23 protein-coding genes are annotated in these 26,067 nt (G+C 61.9%); 10 read left to right on the plus strand and 13 right to left on the minus strand.

Annotated elements, in window-relative coordinates:
• Position 1: 1 nt before the first annotated feature.
• On the minus strand, positions 2-1,480 hold the full coding sequence (locus LDZ21_RS24010; protein ID WP_244797145.1) for an aldehyde dehydrogenase family protein: 1,479 nt from the start codon (positions 1,478-1,480) through the stop codon (positions 2-4).
• A gap of 246 nt (positions 1,481-1,726) precedes the next feature.
• Here LDZ21_RS24010 and LDZ21_RS24015 point away from each other — a divergent pair, with 246 nt between their 5' ends.
• The gene (locus tag LDZ21_RS24015) at positions 1,727-2,599 is read left to right on the plus strand and encodes a GNAT family N-acetyltransferase (RefSeq protein ID WP_404980577.1); all 873 of its coding nucleotides are present in this window, start codon (positions 1,727-1,729) and stop codon (positions 2,597-2,599) included.
• A 12-nt stretch (positions 2,600-2,611) separates the two neighbouring features.
• Here the strand turns inward: LDZ21_RS24015 and LDZ21_RS24020 are convergent, their stop codons facing one another.
• Positions 2,612-4,189 (minus strand): ABC transporter substrate-binding protein, encoded by a 1,578-nt coding sequence (locus LDZ21_RS24020; protein ID WP_244797146.1) that lies wholly within the window; start codon positions 4,187-4,189, stop codon positions 2,612-2,614.
• A 49-nt stretch (positions 4,190-4,238) separates the two neighbouring features.
• The gene (locus LDZ21_RS24025; protein ID WP_280519445.1) at positions 4,239-6,293 is read right to left on the minus strand and encodes a multifunctional alkene reductase/demethylase OYE; all 2,055 of its coding nucleotides are present in this window, start codon (positions 6,291-6,293) and stop codon (positions 4,239-4,241) included.
• Positions 6,294-6,389: 96 nt separating this feature from the next.
• Here LDZ21_RS24025 and LDZ21_RS24030 point away from each other — a divergent pair, with 96 nt between their 5' ends.
• Positions 6,390-7,379 carry a LysR family transcriptional regulator gene (locus LDZ21_RS24030; protein ID WP_244797148.1) on the plus strand — a complete coding sequence of 330 codons (990 nt, stop codon included), beginning with the start codon at positions 6,390-6,392 and terminating at the stop codon, positions 7,377-7,379.
• Between the two features lie 130 nt (positions 7,380-7,509).
• The gene (locus tag LDZ21_RS24035) at positions 7,510-8,295 is read left to right on the plus strand and encodes a spherulation-specific family 4 protein (protein WP_244797149.1); all 786 of its coding nucleotides are present in this window, start codon (positions 7,510-7,512) and stop codon (positions 8,293-8,295) included.
• A 27-nt stretch (positions 8,296-8,322) separates the two neighbouring features.
• Here LDZ21_RS24035 and LDZ21_RS24040 read toward each other — a convergent pair whose 3' ends face one another.
• Together LDZ21_RS24040 and LDZ21_RS24045 are read right to left on the minus strand one after the other, a co-directional pair.
• Entirely contained in the window at positions 8,323-8,598 is a 276-nt protein-coding gene (locus tag LDZ21_RS24040) for a hypothetical protein (RefSeq protein WP_244797150.1), read from the minus strand.
• A gap of 127 nt (positions 8,599-8,725) precedes the next feature.
• Positions 8,726-9,352 (minus strand): LysE family translocator, encoded by a 627-nt coding sequence (locus tag LDZ21_RS24045; RefSeq protein WP_244797151.1) that lies wholly within the window; start codon positions 9,350-9,352, stop codon positions 8,726-8,728.
• Between the two features lie 128 nt (positions 9,353-9,480).
• Here LDZ21_RS24045 and LDZ21_RS24050 point away from each other — a divergent pair, with 128 nt between their 5' ends.
• Positions 9,481-9,945, plus strand: a complete 465-nt coding sequence (locus LDZ21_RS24050; protein ID WP_244797152.1) for an Lrp/AsnC family transcriptional regulator — start codon at positions 9,481-9,483, stop codon at positions 9,943-9,945.
• 4 nt (positions 9,946-9,949) lie between these two features.
• On the opposite strand, the gene LDZ21_RS24055 is transcribed toward LDZ21_RS24050, so the two are convergent.
• Positions 9,950-10,912, minus strand: a complete 963-nt coding sequence (locus tag LDZ21_RS24055; RefSeq protein WP_244797153.1) for a GlxA family transcriptional regulator — start codon at positions 10,910-10,912, stop codon at positions 9,950-9,952.
• A gap of 117 nt (positions 10,913-11,029) precedes the next feature.
• Between LDZ21_RS24055 and LDZ21_RS24060 the strand changes: the two genes are divergently transcribed.
• Positions 11,030-11,668 (plus strand): HD domain-containing protein, encoded by a 639-nt coding sequence (locus LDZ21_RS24060; protein WP_244797154.1) that lies wholly within the window; start codon positions 11,030-11,032, stop codon positions 11,666-11,668.
• Positions 11,669-11,704: 36 nt separating this feature from the next.
• Here LDZ21_RS24060 and LDZ21_RS24065 read toward each other — a convergent pair whose 3' ends face one another.
• Positions 11,705-13,132, minus strand: coding sequence for a cytochrome P450 (locus LDZ21_RS24065; protein WP_244797155.1), 1,428 nt, complete (start codon positions 13,130-13,132; stop codon positions 11,705-11,707).
• Positions 13,133-13,522: 390 nt separating this feature from the next.
• Here LDZ21_RS24065 and LDZ21_RS24070 point away from each other — a divergent pair, with 390 nt between their 5' ends.
• Positions 13,523-14,257 carry an ABC transporter substrate-binding protein gene (locus LDZ21_RS24070; RefSeq protein ID WP_244797156.1) on the plus strand — a complete coding sequence of 245 codons (735 nt, stop codon included), beginning with the start codon at positions 13,523-13,525 and terminating at the stop codon, positions 14,255-14,257.
• Positions 14,258-14,286: 29 nt separating this feature from the next.
• Here the strand turns inward: LDZ21_RS24070 and LDZ21_RS24075 are convergent, their stop codons facing one another.
• From LDZ21_RS24075 to LDZ21_RS24090, 4 genes are all read right to left on the minus strand, one after another.
• Positions 14,287-14,811, minus strand: coding sequence for a DUF4142 domain-containing protein (locus LDZ21_RS24075; RefSeq protein ID WP_244797157.1), 525 nt, complete (start codon positions 14,809-14,811; stop codon positions 14,287-14,289).
• Between the two features lie 135 nt (positions 14,812-14,946).
• Positions 14,947-16,653 (minus strand): methyl-accepting chemotaxis protein, encoded by a 1,707-nt coding sequence (locus LDZ21_RS24080; RefSeq protein WP_244797158.1) that lies wholly within the window; start codon positions 16,651-16,653, stop codon positions 14,947-14,949.
• A gap of 553 nt (positions 16,654-17,206) precedes the next feature.
• Positions 17,207-17,656: a ribonuclease gene (locus LDZ21_RS24085; protein ID WP_244797159.1), complete on the minus strand. Its 450-nt coding sequence runs from the start codon at positions 17,654-17,656 to the stop codon at positions 17,207-17,209.
• A 126-nt stretch (positions 17,657-17,782) separates the two neighbouring features.
• A complete protein-coding gene (locus LDZ21_RS24090) occupies positions 17,783-18,526 on the minus strand; it encodes an H-NS family nucleoid-associated regulatory protein (RefSeq protein ID WP_244797160.1) in 744 nt (247 codons plus the stop codon).
• A gap of 363 nt (positions 18,527-18,889) precedes the next feature.
• Here LDZ21_RS24090 and LDZ21_RS24095 point away from each other — a divergent pair, with 363 nt between their 5' ends.
• The 4 genes from LDZ21_RS24095 (at position 18,890) to LDZ21_RS24110 (ending at position 23,397) form a co-directional block, all read left to right on the plus strand.
• The gene (locus LDZ21_RS24095) at positions 18,890-20,251 is read left to right on the plus strand and encodes an MFS transporter (RefSeq protein WP_244797161.1); all 1,362 of its coding nucleotides are present in this window, start codon (positions 18,890-18,892) and stop codon (positions 20,249-20,251) included.
• A 26-nt stretch (positions 20,252-20,277) separates the two neighbouring features.
• Positions 20,278-21,249: a dipeptidase gene (locus LDZ21_RS24100; RefSeq protein WP_244797162.1), complete on the plus strand. Its 972-nt coding sequence runs from the start codon at positions 20,278-20,280 to the stop codon at positions 21,247-21,249.
• A 53-nt stretch (positions 21,250-21,302) separates the two neighbouring features.
• On the plus strand, positions 21,303-21,875 hold the full coding sequence (locus LDZ21_RS24105; RefSeq protein ID WP_244797163.1) for a PAS and helix-turn-helix domain-containing protein: 573 nt from the start codon (positions 21,303-21,305) through the stop codon (positions 21,873-21,875).
• 118 nt (positions 21,876-21,993) lie between these two features.
• A complete protein-coding gene (locus LDZ21_RS24110) occupies positions 21,994-23,397 on the plus strand; it encodes a glycerophosphodiester phosphodiesterase family protein (RefSeq protein ID WP_244797164.1) in 1,404 nt (467 codons plus the stop codon).
• A 12-nt stretch (positions 23,398-23,409) separates the two neighbouring features.
• Here LDZ21_RS24110 and LDZ21_RS24115 read toward each other — a convergent pair whose 3' ends face one another.
• Complete coding sequence (locus LDZ21_RS24115; protein WP_244797165.1) at positions 23,410-24,723, minus strand: MFS transporter; 1,314 nt, start codon at positions 24,721-24,723, stop codon at positions 23,410-23,412.
• A 41-nt stretch (positions 24,724-24,764) separates the two neighbouring features.
• Positions 24,765-26,039: a glucarate dehydratase family protein gene (locus LDZ21_RS24120; RefSeq protein ID WP_244797166.1), complete on the minus strand. Its 1,275-nt coding sequence runs from the start codon at positions 26,037-26,039 to the stop codon at positions 24,765-24,767.
• Positions 26,040-26,067: the final 28 nt, after the last annotated feature.

Below are 26,067 nucleotides of genomic sequence, written 5' to 3' on the forward strand. Positions count from 1 at the left end.
CTCAGCCTTCCGTGTCGATGAGCACACTCTTGAAGCGCAAATTCGCTTCATAAGACTGGCGGCCAAGATCCTTGCCGATGCCCGAGCGCTTGTACCCGCCGGTGGGGATCACGAAATCGCTGGTGCGTCCATAACGATTGACCCATACCGTGCCCGCTTCGATGCCGCGCACCATGCGCAGCGCGCGGCCGATATCCGCGGTATGCACGCCGGCGGCTAGTCCATACTCGGGATGCGACGCGAGTTCGAGCGCCTCTTCTTCCGTGTCGAACGACTGAACAGTCAGCACGGGGCCGAAGATTTCGCTGCGCACCGCTTCGCTTTCCTGCGTCACGTCGCAGAGCAAGGTCGGCGAATAGAATGCGCCGGGCGTCGAGGCATCGGCGCGTGTGCCGCCGTATCGCAAGGTCGCGCCGCTCGCGATGCTGCGCTGAACGATCGCGTCGATGCGCGCTGCCTGCGGCTCGGAGATGATCGGCGGCAAGGTCGCGCCTGCCGCCCATGTCGGTCCCGCCTTTAGTTCGCTGAAGGCTTGCGCGATGCGTTCGATCAGTTCATCGGCTATCGCGCGTTGAACGAGCAGACGCGATCCCGCCACGCATACTTGTCCCGCGTTGCCCGTGATCGCGCCGGCGATGCGCCTCGCCACTTCGTCGATGCGCGGGGCATCGGCGAATACGATCTGCGGGCTCTTGCCGCCGAGTTCGAGCGTGACCGGCTTGGTGCCTGTTTCCGCGCACGCGGCCATGATCGCAGCGCCGGTGCGCGTCGAGCCGGTGAACGTCACTTTGCCGATGCGCGGATGACGCACGAGCGCATCGCCGGTGATGCGGCCATCGCCCTGAACGACGTTGAAGATGCCGGGCGGCACGCCTGCTTGCAGCGCAAGTTCGGCCAGCCGCAATGCGGAAAACGGCGTCATTTCCGAAGGCTTGAGCACGACCGCATTGCCCGCAGCGAGCGCGGGCGCGACCTTCCACACGCCCATCACGAGCGGAAAATTCCACGGTGCAATGGCGCCGATCACGCCGTACGGTTCGGCGATGGTCATGCCGAGATGACGATGATCCGTCGCCGCGACTTCGCCGCCGATCTTGTCGGCAAGCTCCGCATAGAAGCGGATGCTCTCGGCGGTGAACGGAACGTCCCAGTGGTACGCATCGCGCACGGGACGCGTCGAACCGACGGCTTCGAGCGGCGCGAGATTCGCGGCATCCGCCGCGACGAGATCGGCGAACTGGCGCAACACGCGGGCGCGCTCGCGCGGCGCACGGCGCGCCCAGTCGCTTCGCTTGAACGCGGCGTATGCGTTCTGCACGGCATAGTCGATCATCGCCTCATCGGCGACGGGCACCGATGCATACGTGAGGCCATCCGATGGCCGCGCGACGTCGATGCGCGACGCGCCCGCATCGATCAGTTCGCCGCCGATGAAGTGCCCGCTCCTGATGCCGATGCTGGCGGGATCGAAACGGTCCATATGCGTGAATCCTCCTCGGGATGCTGCGTTGGCATGACATCATCGTAGGACCGCAGGCCCGGCATAAATCGCCGACAAAATTGCCGATACAGCACAGCGCACGCGTTGTCGGCGCGATAACCTGCGCTTTTGCGTTGCACCACATCGCGCGGTCCATTGCCTATGTGGGACAGGAAGATCGTCCTAGCCATGCACGCGGCGCGGTGTCACAGTCACGGTAATAGTCTTCAAAGTGAGGAGGCCGGCGTGCCCGACTCGAACAATCGCGATGTGGTCGAATACCGGGCTTTCACGCGCGACGACATCCCCGCCGGGCATGCGCTTTCCATGTCCGTCAAATGGCGGCATCGGGCCGACGACTGGCGCTTCGCCGCACGTCTCGGCCGCGGTTTCGCCGCTGTCGATGCGCAAGGCGCGCTCGTCGGCACGGCGCTCGCCTGGCAGTTCGGCGAAAGCGCCGCCACGCTCGGCATGTTCATCGTGTCGCCCGAGCATCAACGTCAGGGCATCGGGCGTGCATTGCTCGACCGCCTGATCGAGGCGCACGCCTCGCGCATGCTGCTCATCCATGTATCGAATGAAGGCAGGCACTTGTGCGAGGAACGCGGCTTCACGCGCATCGATACGATTCATCAGCATCAGGGCGCGGCCTTCCAGCCGCCGCTCGTTTCACTGCCGCCGGGCGAGCGGCTTCGTCCGATCGGCGCGAAGGACACGCCCCGTCTCGCCGATCTCGCGACCCGCGCGACGGGCATGGATCGCACCGAAGTGATGCCGCATCTGCTCGATGTCGCGAGCGGCATCGCACTGGACCGCGATGGCGAACTGGTCGGCTTCGCGCTGTTCCGGCGTTTCGGCGATGGCCACGTGATCGGCCCGGTGATCGCGCCCGAATCGCCGGATCAAAGCCGCGCCAAAGCGTTGATCAGCTACTGGCTCGCGCTGAACGCGGGCATGTTCGTGCGCGTCGATACCCCGCTGCGTTACGGGCTTTCAGCGTGGCTCGAAGGACAGGGCCTGCCGCTCGTCGATACCATCGAGCAGATGGCGCTGAACGGCACGCCATCCACCGATGCATCGCTCACGCAGTTCGCCCTGACGAGCCAGGCGCTCTGGTAAAGCCAGGCACGCTCACGCCTTCGCAAGCCACGCGAATTCCGCAAAGCGATAACCCATCACGCGGCCCGACGGACTGCCCTTCAGGCCACGCAGCGTCGAACTCTGCCCATCGATGAAGTTGATGAACGCGGGTATCACGAGACTGTTCTTCTCGTACACGATGGTCTGCATGTCGCCGTAAATCTGCTTGCGCTTCGCATCGTCGCGCTCGCGGCGCGCCTGCACCAGCAGTTGATCGAACTGCTCGTTCTTCCAGCCCGATTCATTCCAGTTCGCGTTCGAGCGGAAGAACTGCGTGTACAGCAGATCGAGCGTCGGGCGCGGCAGGATGGAACCGTAGGTCATCGGGTACTTCATCCAGTACGTGCTCCAGTAACCATCGGCGGGCACGCGGCGCACGTTGATGTCGACGCCCGCCTGCTTCGCCGCTTGCTGAACCAGCATCGCGGAATCGAGGGCCGTTTCCACGGATGGCGGCGCGATGATTTCCGCCCGCGCGCTCTGCGTGCCGGCCTTCTTGAAGTGGAACTGCGCCTTGTCGGGGTCATAGGCGCGCTGCGGCAATCCTTTCATGAAGTACGGATGCCACTCCGGCACCGGATGATCGTTCGCGAGCGTGCCGTGGCCGCGCAGCATCACGTTCACGATGCGTTGCCGGTCATGCAGATATTTGATGCCTTCGTTGAAGTCGGTACTTTTGGTCGGAAGCATGTCCTGACGCAATGCGAGGTCCGAGTAAAGCTGCGCCGGACTTTCGAGCACGGTCGCCTTGCCGGTCTGCTTGATGCGGTCGACATCGCGTGCGGGCAGCGGCGAAATGAGCTGCACGTCGCCCGCGAGCAGCGCGTTGGTGCGCGCGGCATCGTCGCCAATGCCGATGACTTCCACTTCATCCAGATAGGGCTTGCCCGGCTTCCAGAAGTTTGAATTGCGCACGCCGATGCAGCGTTGCGCCGGCGTGAATTCCTTGCAGATGAACGGCCCGGTGCCGTTGCCTTTCGAGAAGTCGGTCGTGTTCGCAGCGACGATCACGAAGTGCGGGATTGCGAGCAGCGCGGGAAGATCGACGTTCGGCTCCGTCAACGTGATCTCGACCTTGAGCGGTCCGGCCGCTTTCACCGATGCGATGCCGTCCGCGATGGACTTCGCCTTCGACGCCGTCGCCGGGTCCTTGTGACGCATCAGCGAGAACACGACATCGTCGGCAGTGAAGGGCTTGCCGTCGTGAAAGTGCACGTTGGGCTTGAGCGTGACGTTCCACTTCACGAAGTCGTCGGAGTCCAGCTTCTCGGCGAGCGCGTTCTGCGGCTTGAAGTCGGCGTCGAGTTCGGTGAGGCCGCTATAGAACATATAGGCGCGCGAATAGTCGCCGGTATGCGTGCCCTTCGCGGGATCGAGCGAGTCCATCAGCGACTGATTCGCGAGCGCAACGCGAATGCGTCCGCCGCGTTGCGGCGCGGCTTCCGTCGCGGCGAATGCAAGCGACGATGCACCCGGCAGGATCAGCGTCGCGGCGCCCGCGGCGGCCAGCGTTTTGATCGCCTTGCGGCGGGAAGGATCGGCGACAACGAAGTCTTTCGGCAATGTCATGGGCAGCCTCGCTCGGTGATGTCGTCATGCGGATGGAAGGGTCGGTCCGTCAGAGCGCGAGGCAAAGCCGGTACGCGTCGTAGATGGCCGTATGGATGTCGCGCGACGCGCTTGCATCGCCAATGCGGTACAGATGGAACTGCCCTGCCTCGCCTTCCTGTGCAGCGGGCTGCGGCCTGGCTGTCGCGAAGGCTTCGAGATCGGTGTAGCCGTCGTTGACCGAATACATGCGCGCGGCTTCGAACAGGTCTTCGACGGCCAGCATGCCGCGCTCGACAACCACATGGTCCGCTTCCACTTCGACCAGTTCGTCCGTCAGATGATGGCGGAACATCGCGCGCCGCTTGCCGCTCGCAGACGCGCTGACTTCGATCAGTTCGACATTGGTCCGCACCGGCACGTCCCAGCGCGCGATGTGGCGCATCCATGCCTGATCGTCGCCGCGTCCGCCCGTTTCCTGCGCGGGCGTGCTGTCGATCAAAGCAAGCGACACGTCGAGGCCCGCATCGACATAACGCTCGGCGCACAGATAGGCGTTGTGCCGGCCCGTGCCGTCATACACGAGCACGCTGCCGGCGCGCGGCGGCGTTTCCGTCAGTGCGTCGAACACCGACTTGCAGAGTTCGCCGCCCGGCAACGCATCGAGGTCGGGCAGGCCGCCCGTCGCGATGATGACGGCATCCGCGCCGTGACTGAGCACGTCGCTCAGTTCGGCATAGTGGTTGTAGCGCACCTCGACGCCGAGTTGTTCCAGTTGCGACACCCGCCAGTCCACGATGCCGATGAGATCGCGCCGCCAGCTTCCCGTCGCCGCGAGCAGCATCTGTCCGCCCGCCGTCGAATTGGCTTCGAGCACGGTCACGTCATGGCCACGTTTTGCGCTGATGCGCGCCGCTTCGAGACCCGCCGGTCCCGCGCCGACGATCAGCACCCGCTTCTTGTGCGCCGCCTGTGCAATGTCATGCGTGAGATACGTCTCGCGTGATGTCGCCGGGTTATGGATGCAGGTCGCGCGGAAATTGCGGCAGAACGATGCGCCGACGCAAGGCCGCGCTTCGTCTTCCTTGCCCGCTTCGACGAGCTTCACGAGATGCGGCTCCGCGATATGCGCGCGCGTCATGCCGACCATGTCGAGCAGCCCTTCGCGGATCGCATAGCGCGCGGTGGCGAGATCCGCGATCTTGGCCGCGTGGAACACGGGCAAATCGACTGCGCGCTTGAATGCTGCAGCTTTCGGCAGCCACGGCGCGGACGGCACGAACATGCCCGGCATGGAATTCACCGCGAGCGACATCTTCGTGTCCATGCGCCCGAACGTGACGTTGAAGAAATCGAATAGCGCGGTGCGCTGCAAGATGCGCGACATCTCGAGCCCTTCTTCGAAGCTGCATCCGTCTTCGAGCGCAAAGCGAAAGCCAACGATGAAATCGTCACCCGTCTGCTTGCGTATCTCTTCATGGACTTCAATCGCAAAGCGCACGCGATTGGCCGTCGAACCGCCATATTTGTCAGTGCGCAGGTTCACGGTCGGGTCCATGAACTGCCCGATGAGATGCCCGCCCGCATGCGTTTCAATGCCATCGAGGCCGCCATCGCGGCAACGCTTCGCCGCGAGGCCGAAGTCGCGGATCACGCGCTTGATGTCGGCGTCGTGCATGGCCTGCGGTATCGCGCGATGCAGCGTTTCGCGCACCGCCGACGGCGCGATCATCGGCAGCCACGGCTCCGTATACGCATCGCCGCGCCGTCCCAGATGCGTGATCTGGCACATCAGCGCCGCGCCATGCGTGTGAATGCGATCGGCAAAGCGCCGCAGATGCGGCACGACGGCATCGGTCGATACGTTGATCTGCTGGAAGGTGTTGGGACTGTCGATGCTGACGTTGGACGAACCGCCGAACATCGTCAGCGCAAGCCCCCCTTTCGCTTTTTCCTCGTGATAACGTTGATAGACCTCTTGCGGGAATTCATCGCGCGTCAGGCGGCTTGCGTGGCTCGTGCTCATGACACGGTTCTTGAGGACGAGATGCCTGAGGGTGAATGGCTGAAGCAACGGGTCCGACGATGCGGGTGCGGCGGCGCGGTGATCGGTGTGGGGTGTCATGGCCTGCCAGATGAGTTGAGCGTCGGACTCAAGGTAAGAAGACCAATATCTGCCGTCAAATTACAAATCGATGCATGCCCCATAACATGGTGTTGTATGAGTCTGCGACTTCCTTCGCTTCAGGCACTGCTCGTATTCGAAACCTCCGCGCGGCTTTTGAGCTTCACCAAGGCGGCCGGCGAACTCAACGTGACGCCCGTCGCGGTGAGCCGCATGGTGGCGCGTCTTGAAGACGCGCTGGACTTCAAGCTCTTCGAACGCACGAAGCTAGGGCTTACCCTGACGGATCGCGGCGCAACGCTGCAACGTGCGGTTGCATCCGGCTTCGGTCAGATCGGCGACACCATCGACCAACTCAAGCGCGATCATGCGCGCGGCGAGATCGTCACGCTATCGCTCGCAAGCGGTTTCGCTGCCTTATGGCTTCTGCCCCGTTATGCGGACTTTCGCAAGCGCTTTCCGTCGATCAATCTGCGTCTGCAGGTCATGCCGGGCCGCCTGTACGGACCGCTCGAAGATGCGGACCTCGGAATCCGGCTGCACGGTCCCGGCTCCGAAAGCGATCCTTCGTGTCTTTGCCCCGAGATCATCGTTCCTGTTTGCAGTCCCAACTATATCGCTGAATCCGGACCGCTCGATGCGCCGAAGTCGCATGAAGGTCATGCCTATATTCATCTCGATGTGACCACGCATTCATGGGCGGACTTTCATCGCGCGACGGGGCTTTCGGACAAAGGCATCGGTGAAGCGGTGCATCACACGGACCCCGGTCTCGCCGTGCAATGCGCGATGCTCGGCCAAGGCGTCGTGCTCGGCTGGCTGCTGGCCATCGCCGCGCCGCTCAACGAGGGCAAGGTGATTCCCGCATGGGACCGCTACATTGAAACGGGCTGCCATTACGTGCTCGAATATCGTTCGTCGAATCCGTCGGACGGCACGCGGCATGTCGCGCGATGGCTGATCGAGCAACTCGGAGAGGAAGTCGAGCGCGCGCGACGCTTGCTCGCGCCGATGAAGGCTGTTTCGCGAGGGCGTATCGGGCAATCGGCGCATAAAACGGACGCCAATGATTGCCCGATGCACTAAAGAACCGGCACCACGACGCCGTTAATACGTCGGGCGAAGCGGGAGCAATCTAGCGACGCATAACAAAGTTGCCCGTCGCACTAAGGCGGGCCAATCGACACGATTCCGACGACGGGCGTAAGGAGGACGAATGAAATTCATCAAGGCAAGCATAGTGGTGTCGTCGATCGCGTTCAGCGGCGTTGCGCTCGCGGGCACGACGGCGAGTACGGCGAGCGCGCCGGTTACGTTGGTCGTGCCTGCCTATTTCGATGCAGCGAAAAACGTTGCGAACTGGGACGCGCTCACGGCAACGGCGCGCAAGATACCGACCACGGCGATTCTGAATCCCAACAGCGGTCCGGGCGTCACCGCCGATGCAAACTACACGGCCGCCATCGCACGATTGCGAGCGGCGGGCGGCAAGGTAATCGGCTATGTATCGACGTCTTACACGAAGCGATCGCTTTCCGCGGTCGTGGCTGACATCAATAGATATATCGCGCTATATGCGGTCGACGGATTCTTCATCGACGAAATGACGGCGGACAACCAGGCCTCCCACATCCAGTTTTATCAGTCGGTCTACAACTACATCAAGGGGCTGAAGCCGACTTATACGGTCATCGGAAATCCGGGTACGAATATCCCCGAGCTTTATGCGAGCTTGCCGACTGCCGATCAATTCGTCGTGTTCGAAAGCAATGCGAGGAGCTATGCGAACTATCAGACGATGGGATGGCAGGCGGCTTATCCGAAGAGCCGGTTCGTGCATATCGTCTATAACGTGAGCGCCGCGCAATTGCCGCGCGTGGTGACGTATGCAAAAACGCATGGTGCCGGAAGCGTGTACGTCACTTCGTTGACGCTGCCGAACCCATACAAGGCGCTTCCCGCGTACTGGAGCAGCGAGGTGGCCGACGCGGTCGCGCCGTAACGCGGACGCCTTGCTCGCGCTGCGGGATCAAACCCTTGCGCGATGGGTAGCCTTTACCGCTTTGGCCTGAACCGGCGGCCAGTCCGGGAGCGGCGGTTCGCGGTGGTCGACGTCCGCCATGCCATATGCAAGCGCGTAACGTCTTGCAGATAACGCGCATGCAAACTGGCCAAGCGCGCCGCTCGCGCGCATTTCGCCATCGGCGGTGCGCATGATGAGCATCGCCGTGTAAAACGGGCCGTCCTCAACAGCGAGTGGCGACAGCGTGCAGCCCTTGTAGAGTACTTCGTAATCGCTTTCCATTACCGCGTTCTCTCAGATATGTTGGAATGTTTTACCTGGATTTTACGAAAATAATGCGGTAATTAAGACCCTACGTATACCCTACTACAGGCAAATTCTTCAGATCATGGACACGCCGCAAGAAGATTCAATCGAGCGACAGGCGCGCGGCGAACGCAAGCAGGGTCGCGCTAAACGTCCAACGCTGAACTTGCTGCATGCGAGGGTGACGCGTGAGCCAGCGTGAGAGGCGCGTCGCGCCGGCAGCAAGCGTCAGGTCGAAGGCCGCGCCGACGACAACGAGCACGACGCCAAGCTCCATCACCTGCGACCACACCGCGCCGGCGGCGGGGTCCACGAACTGCGGCAGAAGCACCGAACAGAACAAAAGCGCTTTGGGGTTCAGCAAATTGCCCAAGACGCCTTTTGCATAGGCGTTAGAAAGCGACGGCCCGGCGCCTTCGCGTGCTCGCACCTCCATGCCGAAAGCGGGCGCACGAAGAATCTGCACGGCGACATAGGCCAGATAAAGACCCCCCGCGATACGCACGCCGTTATAGAGCCAGGGCGCGCTGCGCAACAGCGCCGCCACGCCCAATGCCGAAAGCGTGACATGCCCGGCGCGGGCCGTCGCAAGACCGCCGGCCACGGCAACGCCTTGTCTGAACCCTCGCCCAGCGCTGGCCTGTAATACGAGCGCCATATCGGGTCCGGGAAGCGCATACACGACGGCGAGCGCGCCGATAAAAAGCCCGAGTACGTGAATTGAGACCATGATCGATTCCTCCTTCATTTGCGATCATGGTGCCACTCGTTTAGCGAGGTTTTCCGTCGAAACGCGGGCCCTGCCGTGCAGATCGAAGCGCTTTCCGCTAACGTTGCGGGATTGTATGGAGGAAACCGATGCTTGAATTGGACCGCATCGACCGCGCCATTCTGGCGGCGCTTCAGAAGGACGGACGGCTCCCGATTGCCAAGCTCGCCGAGCGCGTCGGCCTCAGCGAGACGCCCTGTGCGCGACGCCTGAAGCGCCTCGAGAGCGATGGGTACATCGAGGGTTATCGCGCGCTGCTTGTGCGCAGGCGGCTGGATCTCGGCGTCGTCGCTTTCGCGCAGGTGCGCTTCAGCGTCCACGATCGTGCACTGTCCGACCGCTTCGAGCGCGAAGTACAGGGCATCGAGCGCATCGTGTCCTGCCATAACGTGTCGGGGACGGCGGATTACCTCTTGCAGATTGTCGTGCGCGATCTCGACGAATACGGCGTTTTCATGCGCGACGTCTTACGAACCTTGCCCGGTGTAACCGCCGTCGAGTCCATGCTGTCGTTGCGCGAAATCAAACGCGATACATCGCTGCCGATTTCATAGCGCCTCAGACACGCGTCGCAAAGCGCTTTCGATATTCCGAAGGCGTCACCCCGACATGCTTGAGGAAGCTCCGCCGCAACACATCGGCGTTAGAAAATCCGCACTTGGCGGCGACCTGTTTCGGCGTATCGCCGCTCGTCTCGATCAAGCCACGCGCCGCCGCAACGCGAGCCGCCTCGACCCATGCGGCCGGCGTCACGCCCACTTCCGCCTGAAACAGGCGCGCAAAGTGCCGTGGGCTCAAACGCGCACGCGCGGCGAGACTCGCGACGCTATGGTCCAGATCGGGGCGCGCGGCGACGAGGCGCTGCACGTCCTGCAACACCGAGCGGCCCGCTGGCTGCGCGTGTCCCTGACGGCTGAACTGCATCTGGCCGCCCGGACGCTTGAAGAACATGACGAGCTGGCTGGCGACACGCATCGCGACCTCGCGTCCCAGATCTTCTTCGACGAGCGCCAGCGCAAGATCGAGTCCGGCCGTCACGCCGGCCGCGGTTCGCACTTTTCCGTCCCGCACATACAACGCGTCAGGCTCGACGCTGATGCCGGGATACCGGCTCGATAACTCTTCCACGCACGACCAGTGAGTCGTGATACGCCGTCCCTCCAGCAAGCCGGCCTCCGCGAGAATGAAGGCTCCGGTACATACCGAGCCGAAGCGCCGGCAGCGCTTCGACATGGTTCTGAGCCACGTGCGCAACGCGCTCGGTAACGTCATCGTCGATGCATGCGGCGCGCCCGCGACGAGCAAGGTATGAGCGGAACTGAAGGCGTCGCCTGCTATCTCGTCAGGCAGCAGGCGGGCGCCGGACGAGCTTTTCAACTGGCCCGCCCTGGTCCCGACGATCTTCAGTTCGTATTCGATGCGGCCCGCTTCGACATTCGCCTGCGCGAATACATCTAGCGGTCCGCACACGTCGAGCATTTGCACGCCGGGCATCGCCAGCATCGCAATCGTTTTAGCCACGCCGATTCACTCCAGGTCCGAAAGCCGCGCGAAATGGCAGGAATCGACGGTTCCCGCCTGTTGTTGCCAAGCGTATCACGTCCGAGAATGAGCTTTCACCCTTTCCCGGAGAACGTCATGAGCGCAAGCGTCAGTGGCATTGCCATTCCCGACAGCAAGCTGGCCCGCGAAATCACGGAATTCATTCGCGACACGGAGACCGAACTTCTCTTCAATCATTCGAGCCGCGTGTATTACTTCGGCGCACTGGCCGGACAGCATCGCGGCCTTACGTTCGACGCCGAATTGCTCTATGCCGGCGCGATGTTCCACGATATCGGCCTCATGCCGTCGCACAGCAGCACGAACCAGCGATTCGAAGTGGACGGCGCCAACGCCGCGCGAGACTTTCTGAAGCAACGGGGAATCAGCACTCAGGATATCGACCTCGTGTGGACATCCATCGCGCTGCATACGACGCCAGGCGTGCCCGAGCATATGCATCCGGTGATCGCCCTCGTGACGGCCGGTGTCGAGATGGATGTGCTCGGTCTCACGTATCCGCAATACAGCGACGCCGAACGCAACGCAGTCGTCGGCGCTCACCCTCGCACGGCGCATTTCAAGGAGGACATCATTAAGGCCTTCTATGACGGCATCAAACACAAGCCTGATACGACTTTCGGCAACGTGAAAGCCGATGTCATCGCGGACAAGGAGCCTCTATTTAAGGCGCGAAACTTCTGCTCCGTGATCCGCGAATCCGCGTGGCGCTAATGAACGTCTCGACTGCGGGCGCAGATCGACGTTGCGTTATGACCGCGCTGCGAGCGTGAGCGGCATCCGGTCCGGCACCATCGTGAACGCCGATACTTCCTTGATGGTCGCGGGATCGGTGGCGAGTTCGATATCGAAGTGCCTTGTCATCATCGATATGACGAGGCGCATTTCCACGGCGGCCAGATAGCGCCCCGGACACACGCGCGGACCCGCACCGAACGAGAGGTAAGCCTTTTGTTCGTGCGGTGTGCTTGCTGCTGTTCGATGTTGCAGCCAACGATCGGGAAGAAACTCGTCGGGCTGCGCGAAGTTTTTTGGGTCGAGCATGCAAGGCCGCGTGAGGTAGAACATGCGCGTGCCCGGCGGCAAGAGCACGCCGCCGACGTTCACCTCCGTTAGCGGCTCGAACGTCTGGATCGCGGCGACTGGGCGCAGGCGCAGCGCTTCGCTGCACACCGCTTCACACAGATCAAGCCGCTTCAGTGCGTCGAAGTCCGGGCATACGCTGCGAGGGCCGAGCGTATCGAACGATTCGTCGAACACGCGACGCTGCAAGTGCGGATCGGTAGCGATGTACATCAGCGCCCACGCGATGGCGTTCGCTGTCGTATCCTCGCCCGCGACGAGCAAGGTCAGGACGTTGGCCGCGATTTGCTCGTCGGTGACGGCGGAACCGTCGTCGTCATGGGCCAGCAGCATCGCTTCCAGCAGGTTGCCGGGCGGCGCGCCGGGACATGCGGACAAGCGCCTGCGCGCTCGCTCGATCATCGTATCGACATACTCGTGCACGCTTGCCATGGCGCGCGCAAGACGCCTGTCCCGTGGAAGGCTGAAGTAACGCCAATACGGAAAGAGCGCCGAGACGCGCCGCATCAGTGCAGGCGGTATCAGCGCGAGGTGTTCCTGAATGACGCCGCGATCCCGTTCCAGCGTATGCGGGTCCTCACCGAATGCGAGCGTGCTCGTCACATCGACCGTGTAGCGTTTCAGCTCGTCGGTCATTTCGAGCGTTCTGTGTGCGTTCGCGGCCTCGCGCAGCCGGACGAGAAAGCGCTCGGTGATGGCGGCCAGCGCCGGGAAGAACGACTTGATGTTCGATGGAGACAGCGCGTGCATCACGAGCCGGCGCTGCGGCGCCCATGCCGCGCCTTCAGCGGAAAACACGCCATTGCCGCCGAGTTCCGCGAGCACGGATTCCATCGGCGCGATGCGTCGATAGACATGAGGCCGCTCGCGCATCACGGTCTGGAACAGGTCCGCCTGCGTCCACACGGTGATCGGCAGCGTGCCGAGCTGCACGCGGTAAGGCGACCCGTAACGCTTCGCCCAATGCTCGAGCGTCAGATGCAGCTTCGGCGGCGCCAGTTGAAAGAGATTGCCGAGCACGGGCAGACCGGGCGGGCACGGAAGATTCTTCACGGTACGCAGCGCGCCGCCAGCGCCATGCTGAGTGCAGGCCATCACTCACCTCCGTGTTTCGGACTCGACGGCTCCTATGACAGAGGATAGAACATCGGGCGGCATCAGTGAAAAAGGCGCACCGTTCGACGCGCATTCGTTCATCGGACTTTCGTTTGCCCGACTTCTTGAACGCGGCTTTGTCGCCCGCGAACATCATCACGCGCGGCAGTTCCGGCCGCGAGTCGTTGCACGGAGAAGCGTGGGCTTAAACTGATACGTCCCGTTGCTCGCGACGTCATTGAAGCTCGCCGTCCTTTCAAATCGGAATGAATGAGGATCTCTCGTGGATTCAGTCAAGCGCGTGAACCGCGTACCCCGGCTGCTGTCTTATCGATCGATGCAGCATCCACATTCCCGGTTTCCAAACCCTGAGCCATTACCGACACCATCATGCATATCGATCAAGACGTCGTTTGGAAGATTGCGCCTGAAGGCAAATTGCGGGCATCCATCAATCTCGGCAATCCGATTCTCGCGAACAAGCGAGCCCAAACGGGTGAGCCGTTCGGCGTATCGATCGATCTCGCGCGTGAGTTCGCACGGCGGCTCGGCGTCGATATGGAACTCGTCGTCTTCGATACCGCCAGCAAATCGGTCGAAGCGGTCGCGAACGAACAGGCGGATATCGGCTTCTTCGCGATCGATCCGTTGCGCGGCGCAAGCATCGCGTTCACGGCGCCGTATGTGCTGATCGAAGGCTGCTATCTCGTGCGCGACGAGTCGAGCATCCGGCGCAATGAGGACGTGGACCGCGAAGGCGTGCGCGTGACGGTCGGTAAAGGCAGCGCCTACGATCTCTTTCTGACGCGCGAGCTGAAGCACGCGGAGATCGTGCGCGCGCCGACATCGCAGGCGGTCGTGCAGACGTTCATCGAGCAAGGGCTGGATGTGGCGGCGGGCGTGCGTCAGCAGCTGGAATCCGATGCTGCGCGCACAACCGGATTGCGGCTGCTCGGCGAGCGCTTCATGGTCATCCGGCAAGCGATGGGCACGCCCAAGAGCCGTGGCGAAGCAGCAGCGGATTTACTGCGTGCATTCGTGGAAGACGTGAAGGCGTCGGGGTTCGTCGCCGATGCGCTGAAACGGCACGGAATCGAAGGCGCGTCGGTGGCGCCAGCGGAATAAAAGCGGCTCGCGCGTGGGCAAGCCTTGCCTCATCGACGCAACGCCCAATCCAGCCGCTGCGCCTGATCGAGATGCAGTATGCAGGCTGGCCGCGACGCAGCCATCAGCGCCTTGACGTCCGCACTCGTCGTCGTGCGGACGAAGTCATCAACCGCCGCGATCGACCGCTGATGCCACGCGATTTCATGTTCCAGATACGCAAGGTCGAAGTCACGGCCTTGCACATCATCGAGCACGGCGAGGTCATCGCGTACCTGCCGCGATAGCGACTCACTCATCGCGCTGGGCCGGGCCTGTTCGCCAAGCTGCTGCAACATGGCGGCCACCTGACGGTTCATGCTGTCATGTTCGGCAATCACTCGCCGCGCGTAATTCTGCACGCTTCGCGACTGCGTTCTACGCAACGCAAGCTCGCCCGCCACGACTTCCGCCTGATTGGCGACGATGAAGATGCCGACCCTTTGCGCATCCGTGAGACGCATGTTCTGCGCGTCCGCACGCAGGCTGGATGCGATAAGCACAAGCATGACTGCGATGCGCGATAGGTACTTCATGTCTCGCCTCAGGAGAACACACGGCGTCAGCGAATGAGCGCGGTTCGGGCTACTGCATCGAACTCACTCGCTGTCTATGCAGCGCGGCAGACCAGACTATCACAGCAGTCACTCGCTCGCGGACGCGGGCGGTTTTTAGAAAGTCTCCCAGTCCTTGTCCGACGACGCGGTCGCCATCGCCGTAGGTGCGGCTTTCACCGGCTCGCGTTTCGGCGCTGCGGGCGCGGTGCGGCTTTGCGTGCGTTTGATCGTCACTGGCCGGGGCTGGCTTTCGATAACAGACGCAACGCCTGCACTGTCCCGGCTCGTTCGGAAAATCGCGACCGCCTGACGAAGCTGTTTCGCCTGATCGTCGAGAGAGCCGGCTGCTGCTGCGGCCTGTTCGACGAGCGCGGCGTTCTGCTGCGTCACCTCGTCCATCTGCGTGATCGCCTGATTCACCTGCTCGATGCCCCGGCTCTGCTCATGCGATGCCGACGCGATCTCACCCATGATATCGGTCACGCGCTGGATCGCGGACTGCACGCCGCGCATCGTATCGCCCGCCTTCGCGACCAGTTCCGTGCCCGCGCCGACGCGATCGCCCGATGTGTCGATCAGCGCCTTGATCTCTTTCGCCGCGCTCGACGAGCGCTGTGCGAGGCTGCGCACTTCGCTTGCCACGACGGCGAAGCCGCGGCCCTGTTCGCCTGCCCGCGCGGCTTCCACCGCTGCATTGAGCGCGAGAATGTTGGTCTGGAAAGCAATGCCTTCGATGATGCCGATGATATCCGCGATCCTGCCGGAGCTTTCCTGGATGCCCGCCATCGTATCCACCACCTGGCCGACGATGGCCGCGCCCTCGTTCGCCACCGCGCTTGCGTTATCGGCGAGGCCGCTTGCCTGACGCGCGTTGTCGGCGTTCTGCTTCACGGTGCCAGTCAGTTCTTCCATGCTCGCCGCCGTCTCTTGCAGCGAAGCGGCCTGCTCTTCCGTGCGCGCGGACAGGTCCGTGTTGCCGGCGGCGATTTCATTGGTCGCGTTCGCAATGGCCTTCGCCGATGACGTGACCGCGCCGATCGCGTCGAGCAGGCGATCCTGCATCGCCCGCACGGACGCCATCAGGCTCTTCTCGTAACCGGCGGGAACATGAACCGGTTCGGTCAGGTTGCCCGCTGCGATACGTTCGCATGCCTCGGCGACGTCTTGCGGATCGCCGCCCAGTTTTCTCAGCACGTTACGGATGATCCAGCCGATCGCCACTGTCAGCAATACACCGACGACGCCGACGATTCCAAGCATCTCGAAGAGCCGCACGCCGAACTCGCGATCGATGTCATCGACATAAGCGCCGGTATAGACGTGCCAGTCCCATGCGCGGACGTATTCACCGTAAGCGCTTTTCGGAAGCGCTTCGGTTTCGCCCGGCTTCGGATAGAGATAGCTCGTGAGGTGCGTGCCGTCGAGTCCGTGCTTGACGATTTCGGCGGTGAAATGCTTGCCCGTCTTGTCGACGAGATCGTTGATCTTGTTTTCGGTCTCGGGGCGGATCGGGTTCAGCAATTGCAGCATGTTCGAATCGACGACGAGCATGTAGCCGCTTTGACCGTAGCGAATGGGCCGCAAATGGGCGATGGCCGCCTGTTTGGCATCGGCTTCCGACATCGCGCCGCTTTGCGCCTGCTTGACGTAGTGATTCACGACGCTCACCGCCGATTGCACTTGCTCGGCCAGGCCGCGTTCGCGGTCGTGCATCATCATCGTGCGGGTCATCGTCGCGCTCAATAGCGACAGCACGATCAGGCTCACCCAGATGAACCCGACGGTGCTCCACAATGTCGCCTTGAAACTCAGTCTTCTCATTTGCTCCGTCCTCTTCGCATTACGCGTGCGTCTCGATCTTTCGTCGGCCTTTCGGCCACTGGATGAAATATCGGCGGATGAAAAAGAAAGTTGAGTGCGGACGCGATGGCGGCGTCGAGGCGATGAGAACTGGCAGTCCCGGCGCATCAAGTTCGACACGAAGATGCCGTAAACCAGAGACGTGCCGTCGTTCAGGGCGTGTCGACGAAACGCGTGGGCAGACCGCTACCGATGCTCGACGCTCGCGTTCTCCAGTCGCTTGAACAACGCTTCATGCTGCGAATAGATGGCCACGAGTTTCGACCTATAGTCGTCCGCCACGCCCAGCCCATCTTTCACAGCGCGATTGCAGCCCGCGCGCCGCAGTCGCTGTTTTCTCTGCACGAGATTCATCCGCAGACGTTGTTTCATGGCTGGTGAGAAGCGATAGTCTGGCGGCCTCGTCGGAACGTTCGAGAAATGACACTTCGCTGAACAGAACGCACAGCGACGAAGCAATGCGATTTGTCAGTCGCGCTCTTTCAGAGAAGCGAATCGGTTTCTTCGCCCGAACTCATTCCGCGATACGTTTGAAGGTCACGTAATAATCGTCGGTGTAGTAGCAGTCGCTCGTCTGCTTGCGCGGCCCGCCACACACGATGCGCCGTTGCCCGCGATCTGTCGAACCGGGCGTCCGCACCGTGTAGGCATGGTAATAGCCGCGAGGATGCTGCGGCAACAATGTCGAGCTGTTGCGAAACAGGACGCCGTCCTCGCCAAACGGATAGGGGCCGCCCGCCTTGATCAGACGCAGTGTTTCCACTGCTTCGCCCGGCAATTGCGCCTTGGCGACGGCCGACAACGCACCCCGTTCCTGCACGCTCGATGCAGCAGATGCTGCGCTCGCCGCCTGAGTTGCCGAAGCGCCGGATTCCTGAGTCGCGTTCCGGGACCCATCCTTATTGCATCCGCAAATGATCGCGCCCACGGCGATCATGCAGGAGAAAGCGAAAGCGCGCTTCATCAAACGGTTGTCTCCGGGTTGACCCGCATTCAACGACGACGAACGATTCAAGGATATCCGTAGTGGCAACCCGGATCAATGATCGGCCGAAGATCTCGTCAGGCGAAGCGCATCATCCCGGCAAAATCAGACAGCCTGATTCGATGCTCCGGGCACCGACGTGTCTGCACCAGATGCTCCCGCATTATTCTTCGCGGCGGCAGGCGCGGCCTTTTTCGAAGCGGCCTTTTTCGAAGCGGCCTTCTTGCTTACAGGCTTATTCACCGAAGCAGACGCTTTCTTCGCCGATGCCTTTTTCGAAGCAGCCTTCACCGTTGCTTTCTTGCGAGCGCTTCCGGTAGCGGCTTTATCGCCCGACGACTTCGCGTCCGAGCCGGCTTGAGCCGCATCGATCAGAAAGCGGGTTCTGTCTCTCGCATTGGCCAGCCAGGCCGGCGCCTTGCCTCGGCCGCTCCACGTCGCGCCCGACTTCGGATCGCGATACTTCGCCGGCTGCGGGCCTCTCACATAATTGCCGCCCGCAACAGACGCCTTCTTGGACGTTACCGTTGCACTCGCCGCATTACCGTCGATCAGAAACCGATTCCGATTCTTTGCGTTCGCAATCCAGCCCGGCGCGCGACCGCGGCCGCTCCATTCAGCGCCGCTTTTCGGGTCGCGATATTTCGCGGAAGCAGTCGATTCGGTTTTAGGTTCAGCGCTTCGAGTTTCGTTTCGATTGCCTTGACCGATATCATCGACGGTTAAACCGTGTTCCTTCATTAGTCGCTGAATTCGCGAAATGACGCCCGCGGACTGCTTTTTTCTAAGCGCTTCAGCCTGTGCCTGCAGCTTCGCAATCCTTGCGTTCAGGCTATCAATCGTTGCCATTGTCTTTCTCCCATTTAATGACGATGTCGCGACTATGCCATACAGAGGGCACGCTGAGCGAATAAGTCGCGAACATGGATCGTTTAAATCGCAACTTTTTATCGCTTCGATGATTCTCGACCCGATTTCTCACAGAAATGAAAAGAGTTGTAGGGTGATTTCTGAGTGAGATGAAATCCATTCGATTCGACACAAGAAATCGGCAGTGGCCGAAGGCCGTCCATCGACGCGCCTTCGTCGCCGCTCATTCCTCCCGCACCGCGCTGATTACCTAGGTAATTGGCACGTATGGACCTAGGTAATTTGAACCTCTACTCTCGTTTGGACACCGCAAGGCACCGACACTTGAAGAGGAGAGGCACCATGCCAGCGCAACACACGCAGGAAGTCGACACCGGAACCTTGCGACGCGTCATCGCCGCCGCCTCGATTGGCAACTTCGTCGAATGGTTCGACTTCGCCGCATACGGATTTCTCGCCACCATGCTGACGCGCGAATTCTTTCCGAGCGGTGACCCCACGGTCGGATTGCTGAAGACATTTGCGGTCTTTGCAGTCGCATTCGCATTCCGGCCGCTCGGCGGATTGTTCTTCGGCATCGTAGGCGATCGAATTGGCCGCAAGCGAACCCTCGCTTTCACGATTCTTCTAATGGCCGGATCGACGACGCTCATCGGCCTGCTTCCGACATACGCGACTATCGGTTACTGGGCCCCGCTGCTGCTGACGGTGATCCGCTGCGTGCAAGGGTTTTCCGCAGGAGGCGAATATGCGGGCGCTTGCGCTTACGTGATGGAACATGCGCCGCGCCGTCGCCGCGCGTTCTTCGGCAGCTTCGTCCCGGTGTCGACGTTCTCGTCTTTTGCCTGTGCGGCCGTGGTCGCGTATCTGCTGGAGTCGTCGCTGTCGTCGCAAGCGATGATCGACTGGGGCTGGCGCGTGCCGTTCCTGATCGCGGCGCCGGTCGGTCTCATCGGCGTCTATCTGCGTGTGAATCTCAACGAAACGCCCGCGTTCAAGGCGCTCGAAGGGAAGCACGAAGTCGCGCATGCGCCGCTGATGGAAACCCTGCATTCGCAGTCGTGGAATATCCTGAAGCTCGGCGCGTTCGTGTCCGTGACGGCGCTGTCGTTCTATACGTTCACGACGTACTTCGCGACTTATCTGCAAGTGGCCGGGCATCTCTCTCGCGGCACGTCGCTGCTCGTGACCGTGCTCGCTCTCTTCTTCGCCGCGGCCCTGTGCCCGCTCGCCGGCTTGTTCTCCGATCTGGTCGGCCGCCGCGCGACGATTGCAACTACGTGCATCTTCATCATTGCGTCGGTGTATCCGGCATTCTCGCTGGGCGGCTCCGGTGTGTTGTCGCAGTCCTTGTTGGGCGTCGCGCTGCTCGCCATCGGCGCAGTGCTTTCCGGCGTGGTGACTGCGCCGCTCATGTCGGAAGTCTTCGCGACGAAGACGCGCTACACCGCGTCCGCCATCACCTACAACCTTGCCTACACGATCTTCGGCGGCACCGCGCCGCTCGTCGCGACGTGGCTCATCTCTTCCACTGGGACGAATCTGTCGCCTGCGTACTATCTGATCGCGGTATCGATCTTTGCGATGATCGGCGGCCTGTCACTGCTCGAAACGTCGAAAACCGCGCTGGAAGATGCCGGAGCCGCGACGGATAGCCGAAACAAAGCCGCCAGCGTCAAGCGCGCATACAAGCGCACGGTCTGAGCGGCCTTCATGGAGAACATCGAACAATGACCACGCTTCACGACTCCAGCATCATCATCGACGGACTGAATATTTCGAAGTTCGAGCGTTCCGTTTTCGAAGACATGCGCAAAGGCGGCGTGACCGCCGTCAACTGCACTGTTTCGGTCTGGGACGACTTCCAGAGGACCATCGACAACATCGCGGAAATGAAGCAGCAGATCCGCGAATACAGTGAGATTCTCACGCTCGTACGCACCACGGACGACATTCTTCGCGCGAAGAAAGAGAACAAGACCGGCATCATCTTCGGCTTCCAGAACTCGTATGCGTTCGAGGACAACCTCGGCTATATCGAAGTGTTCAAAGAACTGGGCGTGAATGTCGTTCAGCTTTGCTACAACACGCAGAACCTGGTCGGCACCGGCTGTTATGAGGCCGATGGTGGTCTCTCGGGCTATGGCCGCGAAGTGATCCAGGAGATGAACCGCGTGGGCATCCTGGTGGATCTCTCGCACGTCGGCGCGAAGACGTCATCGGATGCAATCGCGTGTTCGAAGAAGCCCGTTACGTATTCGCACTGCTGCCCGTCGGGACTCAAGGAACATCCGCGCAACAAGACCGACGAGCAGCTCAAGGAAATCGCCGATGCCAACGGCTTCGTCGGCGTGACGATGTTCGCACCGTTCTTGAAGCGCGGCGCGGAGGCGAATGTCGATGACTATCTCGAAGCGATCGAATACGTGATCGATGTGATCGGCGAAGACAAGGTCGGCATCGGCACAGACTTCACCCAAGGTTATAGCACTGAGTTTTTCGACTGGATCACGCATGACAAGGGGCGTTATCGCCGGCTGACGGACTTCGGCAAGGTCGTGAATCCGGAAGGCATTCGCACGATCGGCGAGTTTCCCAATCTCACCGCCGCGATGCAGCGCGCGGGCTGGAGCGAAGCGCGCATCAAGAAAGTGATGGGCGAAAACTGGCTGCGCGTGTTCGGCGAAGTCTGGAACGGCTGAGTCGAACGCAGGCCGGCTACACTACATAGGAGCCTACGTACGCGAAAGACCCCATGCCGACCACGACCGATACGACGCGCAATCTCGACTACGAGGACCTTTTCAGGCATCTGCCCGTGGCGGTCATCGTGGCGCGCGAGCGAATCATGGTCGACTGCAACACGCGGGCCCTCGAACTGTTCAGAGCGGAGCGTAACGACATAGTCGGTCAGTCGTTCTCCCGCCTTTATCCGCAGCAGAAAGACTTCGCGACCACCGGCCGCCGCCTCGGGCCGCTCATCGCGAAGCGCGCCGTGTTCAGCGACGATCGCATCATGCGCCGCATCGACGGAACGCATTTCTGGGTGACCGTGCGCGGCTTCGGCTATAACCCGAAGCGTCCTTTCGAACTGGCGATGTGGACGTTCACCGATCTGTCGGAGAACGTCAAGCAAACCGACGTCGCGAGTACATTGACCGAGCGCGAACGCGATGTCGCCGCCTGTCTCGTGCACGGCATGACGAGCAAGGAGATTGGCAAGGAATTGAATATCAGCCCGCGCACAGTCGACATTCATCGCGCGAGCCTGTTGCGAAAGTACGAAGTGCGCACGACGCCCGATCTCATCGCGCGGCTGCTTGCGTGAGTAGCAGCGTCCCGAACGCCCTTGTGCTACTGAAAGCCGATTGAGAGCTTCCGGACATATGAGGGTCATCGCGCTCTCGCAATATGCGCGGGGACCATCATAAGGACACGGAAAGCCGATGAAGCGCGATCGTAAGCCCTCTCTATCCGCAATACCGAAGTTGTCGCTGGCACTGACTGCACTGGCTTTGGCGCTTGCAGCCTGTCATGGCGACGGAAACAACACGACACCTGCTGCGCCCGCTCCCGCCGCTTTCTCGACGCTCGACGGCAAGATGCCGCTCGTCATCGGGCATCGCGGTCTGCCGGGCCTGCGCCCCGAAGAAACGCAGCCGTCGTACGAACTGGCCGCAACGAACGGCGCGGATGCGCTCGAAGAAGACCTGCACTTGTCGAAGGACTGCGTGCTCGTCGCGCGCCATAACCCGTGGCTGTCGGACAATACGAACATCGCGGATGTCGCGAAGACCAACGCATCCGTTGCCGCGAGAAAACGCACGGTGCCCGGCGTGCTCGTCAACGTGAAGTGGCAGACCACGCCGCAGACCGGGCCTTCGCAATATCTGACGGACCTCACCGATCCGAACGATCCGAAGTCGGTGCTGAAGTCGCTGATCGTCGATGGCGAGGATCACACCGGCGACTGGTCGATCACGGACTTCACGGCCGCCGAACTCGGCACGTTGATCGGCGGCACGACCTACGATGCCGCCAGCGAGCGGCCGACGGAATACAACGGCAAGTATCCCGTTCTGACGTTCCAGCAGATCATCGACATTGCGAAGGCGCAGAGCGCCGCGACGGGCCGCACGATCTCCGTCTATCCCGAGACGAAGAACCCGACATGGAACAACGCACAGGCCATCGCCAACGGATGCGGCGCGCCGGGCAGCCATCCGCTCGAAGATGCGCTCATCAAGATCCTCAACGACAACAACCTGAACACGCACGACGCCGCCGTATTCGTGCAGAGCTTCGAGCCGTCGAGCCTGCAATACATGCGCGCACATGGCCTCAACACGAAGGCCGTGCAGTTGATCGACGGCTATGACGTCGACTATCGCACGGGCGCGGTCGTCTACAACGAGATCACGGATAGCCGTCCGTTCGACTGGACCGTCGCCGGCGATCCGCGCTGGTTCGACGCGATGCTCACGCCGCAAGGTCTCGCGCAGATCAAGACCTATGCAGACGGCATCGGTCCGTGGAAGCCGCAGATCGTGCCGCTCAAGATCACGCCCTTCCCCGCGACGAACGCGGATGGCTCGCCCTTCGTCGGCTCGACGGCACAGGCGACCACGCAGCCCGCAACGAGCGTCATCGCCGATGCGCACAAGGCCGGCCTCTTCGTGCACGTCTTCACGTTCCGCAACGAGAAGAAGTACCTTGCTGCGGACCACAACGGCGATCCGGCGGCGGAGTATCTGAAGTTCTACCGCCTCGGCGTCGATGGCGTGTTCACGGACTTCGCCAATACCGGCTATGCGGCGCGTGCGGCGTATCTGAAGGAACTGGGGCGATAACGCGCCCCGGCATCACGTTCCGCGCCGCGTGACCTGCGCATGACCCCGCACGGCGGGCGTCATGCGCGCGAAGAACACGATGACGGCAGCCGCCACCGATACTACCGCAAGCGCGGTCAGCCCGCCCTGGATCGAGCCGGTCTTTTGTTCGAGGAAGCCGAACGTCGCCGGCGCAACGAAGCCGCCGAGATTGCCGATCGAGTTGATGAGCGCAATCACTGGCGCGGCGATACGTGCATCGAGATAGCCTTGCGGAATCGGCCAGAACAACGAAGAAGCCGCCTTGAAGCCGATTGCCGCGAAGCAGATCGCGACGAACGAGAACACCGCGCTGCCCGTACCCGCGGCGTACATGCCAGCCGCCGCGATCAGCAACACGCACGCGACCCACGCTTGTTGAAACTTGAAGCGCGCCGCCAGCGCCGCGAACACGTACATCGCGACGATGGAAATAAGCCACGGGACCGAGTTGAACAGGCCGACCTGAAAGTCGTTCAGATGCCCCATCTTGCGGATGATGCTCGGCAGCCAGAACGTCGCGCCGTAGATCGTCAGCGACACCGAAAAGTAGATCAGGCAGAAGATGATGATCTGCGGATCGCGCAGCAGGCTCAGCGCCGATGGCCTCGCGACATGCGTCGCTTCGCGCTCGCGCTGCTCCGCTTCGATTTCGCCGACGAGCGCATCCTGCTCGGCGCGCGTGAGCCACTTCGCGTCGTGCGGCTTCGAGTCGAGCCAGAACCACACGAAGCCCGCGAGCACCACCGACGCCATGCCTTCGATGATGAACATCCACTGCCAGCCGTGCAGCCCATGACCTTCGATCAGCAGCAATGCGCCGGAAATCGGCCCTGAAAACACGGAGGCGAGCGCCGATCCCGAGAGAAAGATTGCCATCGCGCGGCCACGTTGATCGCGCGGCAGCCATTGCGTGAAGTAGAACACCACGCCCGGAAAGAAGCCTGCTTCGGCCGCGCCAAGCACGAGACGCATCACGTAGAACGAGGTCTCGCCTCGCACGAACGCCAAGCCGACCGCCGCCAGCCCCCACGTCACCATGATGCGCGTGAGCCACGCTTTCGCGCCGAAGCGCTGCAACAGCATGTTCGACGGCACTTCGAACACCGCATAGCTGACGAAGAAAAGCCCCGCGCCGAGACCGTACGCCGCCGCGCCGATGCCGAGATCCGCGCTCAAATGCTGCCGCACGAAGCCGATGTTCACGCGGTCGATGTAATTGACGATGAACATCACCACGAAAAGCGGCAACACGTGCCACTTGATCTTTCTGACGGCGCTGTGCAGCGCGTCGGCTCGATTGCTCATGAATCTGTCTCCTTCGTTATGGGGGTCGAGCGTCGAGCCGGTCAGAAGCGCGGGTTCTTGCCGCTGAAGTCCGGCTGATACTTGCGCATCTGCGTGAGGTCATCGCGATTGCGCACGCCGCAGGTCAGATATTGCTCGTGCAGCACGGCAAGCTGCTCGCGGTCCAGTTCGACGCCGAGACCCGGCGTCGTCGGCACGCGGACCGCGCCGTTGTCGAACTTGACGCGGCCGCCCTTGATGATCTCTTCCTCCTGCCACGGATAATGAGTGTCGCAGGCATAGGTGAGATTGGGGATGCTCGCGGCGACATGCGTCATCGCCATCAGGCTGATGCCGAGATGCGAATTCGAGTGCATCGACATGCCGAAGCCCCACAGACGGCACATGCGCGCGAGCGTCTGCGTGGCGCGCAAGCCGCCCCAGTAGTGATGATCGGAAAGCAGCACCCTGATCGAGCCCATCTCGCATCCACGACGGAAATCGTCCATCGTCGTGATGACCATGTTGGTCGCGAGCGGCAGCTTCGTATGCTTCTGCAACTCGGCCATGCCTTCCAGACCGGGGCACGGGTCTTCGTAGTATTCGAGAATTTCATCGAGCTCGGGGGCGGCCTCGATGCTCGTCTTCAGTGTCCAGTTCGCGTTCGGGTCGAGGCGCAGCGGCATGCCGGGGAACGCCTTCGCGAGCGCCTTCATGCATGCGATTTCATGCGATGGCTCGAACACGCCGCCCTTCAGCTTGATACTCTGGAATCCGTAAAGATCGATCATGCGCTGTGCCTGCGCGACAATCTGCTCCGGGCTGATGCCCTCGCCCCACGCATCCGGCGCGTAAGGCCGGTCGATATGCTCCGCGTACTTGAAAAACAGGTACGCGCTATACGGCACCGCATCGCGCACCTTGCCGCCGAGCAGATCGACAACCGGCGCACCGACGATCTGCCCTTGCAGATCCAGCATCGCCACTTCGAGCGTACTGATGACCTTCGGCGCGTTCTTGGCCGCGTGGGAGCCGGGCGCAAGCTCGAACTCCACCGCGCCGGGCGTCGCCTTGATCGTCGCGCGGACGCGCTCTTCCATCGCGTTCAGGTCGAACGGCGAGAGGCCGATGGCCAGCGACTTTGCCTGGTCCAGCACGCGCAGCATCGGTTCGTCGCCGTAGGTCTCCGAGATGCCGACGCGGCCATCGCTCGTCTCCAGTTCGACGATCGCGCGCAGTGCCCACGGCTCGTGAATGCCCGCCGCGTTGAGCAACGGACCGTCGCGAAAGGCGATCGGCGTGATTCTGACCTGAGTGATGGTGATGTCGCGCGTCATATCGGAGTTTCCGGTAAACAAGGAAGTC

It is taken from the genome of Caballeronia grimmiae, from assembly GCF_022879615.1.
In the GTDB taxonomy this organism is placed as follows: domain Bacteria; phylum Pseudomonadota; class Gammaproteobacteria; order Burkholderiales; family Burkholderiaceae; genus Caballeronia; species Caballeronia grimmiae.

Coding starts and splice junctions, on each gene's coding strand:
- LDZ21_RS24010 (WP_244797145.1), bottom strand. CDS start 1,480: ATGGACCGTTTCGATCCCGCCAGCATCGGCATCAGGAGCGGGCACTTC.
- LDZ21_RS24065 (WP_244797155.1), bottom strand. CDS start 13,132: ATGGCCTGCACTCAGCATGGCGCTGGCGGCGCGCTGCGTACCGTGAAG.
- LDZ21_RS24045 (WP_244797151.1), bottom strand. CDS start 9,352: ATGGTCTCAATTCACGTACTCGGGCTTTTTATCGGCGCGCTCGCCGTC.
- LDZ21_RS24100 (WP_244797162.1), top strand. CDS start 20,278: ATGACCACGCTTCACGACTCCAGCATCATCATCGACGGACTGAATATT.
- LDZ21_RS24025 (WP_280519445.1), bottom strand. CDS start 6,293: ATGACACCCCACACCGATCACCGCGCCGCCGCACCCGCATCGTCGGAC.
- LDZ21_RS24085 (WP_244797159.1), bottom strand. CDS start 17,656: ATGAAGCGCGCTTTCGCTTTCTCCTGCATGATCGCCGTGGGCGCGATC.
- LDZ21_RS24075 (WP_244797157.1), bottom strand. CDS start 14,811: ATGAAGTACCTATCGCGCATCGCAGTCATGCTTGTGCTTATCGCATCC.
- LDZ21_RS24040 (WP_244797150.1), bottom strand. CDS start 8,598: ATGGAAAGCGATTACGAAGTACTCTACAAGGGCTGCACGCTGTCGCCA.
- LDZ21_RS24030 (WP_244797148.1), top strand. CDS start 6,390: ATGAGTCTGCGACTTCCTTCGCTTCAGGCACTGCTCGTATTCGAAACC.
- LDZ21_RS24095 (WP_244797161.1), top strand. CDS start 18,890: ATGCCAGCGCAACACACGCAGGAAGTCGACACCGGAACCTTGCGACGC.
- LDZ21_RS24050 (WP_244797152.1), top strand. CDS start 9,481: ATGCTTGAATTGGACCGCATCGACCGCGCCATTCTGGCGGCGCTTCAG.
- LDZ21_RS24070 (WP_244797156.1), top strand. CDS start 13,523: ATGCATATCGATCAAGACGTCGTTTGGAAGATTGCGCCTGAAGGCAAA.
- LDZ21_RS24060 (WP_244797154.1), top strand. CDS start 11,030: ATGAGCGCAAGCGTCAGTGGCATTGCCATTCCCGACAGCAAGCTGGCC.
- LDZ21_RS24035 (WP_244797149.1), top strand. CDS start 7,510: ATGAAATTCATCAAGGCAAGCATAGTGGTGTCGTCGATCGCGTTCAGC.
- LDZ21_RS24115 (WP_244797165.1), bottom strand. CDS start 24,723: ATGAGCAATCGAGCCGACGCGCTGCACAGCGCCGTCAGAAAGATCAAG.
- LDZ21_RS24020 (WP_244797146.1), bottom strand. CDS start 4,189: ATGACATTGCCGAAAGACTTCGTTGTCGCCGATCCTTCCCGCCGCAAG.
- LDZ21_RS24110 (WP_244797164.1), top strand. CDS start 21,994: ATGAAGCGCGATCGTAAGCCCTCTCTATCCGCAATACCGAAGTTGTCG.
- LDZ21_RS24080 (WP_244797158.1), bottom strand. CDS start 16,653: ATGAGAAGACTGAGTTTCAAGGCGACATTGTGGAGCACCGTCGGGTTC.
- LDZ21_RS24120 (WP_244797166.1), bottom strand. CDS start 26,039: ATGACGCGCGACATCACCATCACTCAGGTCAGAATCACGCCGATCGCC.
- LDZ21_RS24090 (WP_244797160.1), bottom strand. CDS start 18,526: ATGGCAACGATTGATAGCCTGAACGCAAGGATTGCGAAGCTGCAGGCA.
- LDZ21_RS24105 (WP_244797163.1), top strand. CDS start 21,303: ATGCCGACCACGACCGATACGACGCGCAATCTCGACTACGAGGACCTT.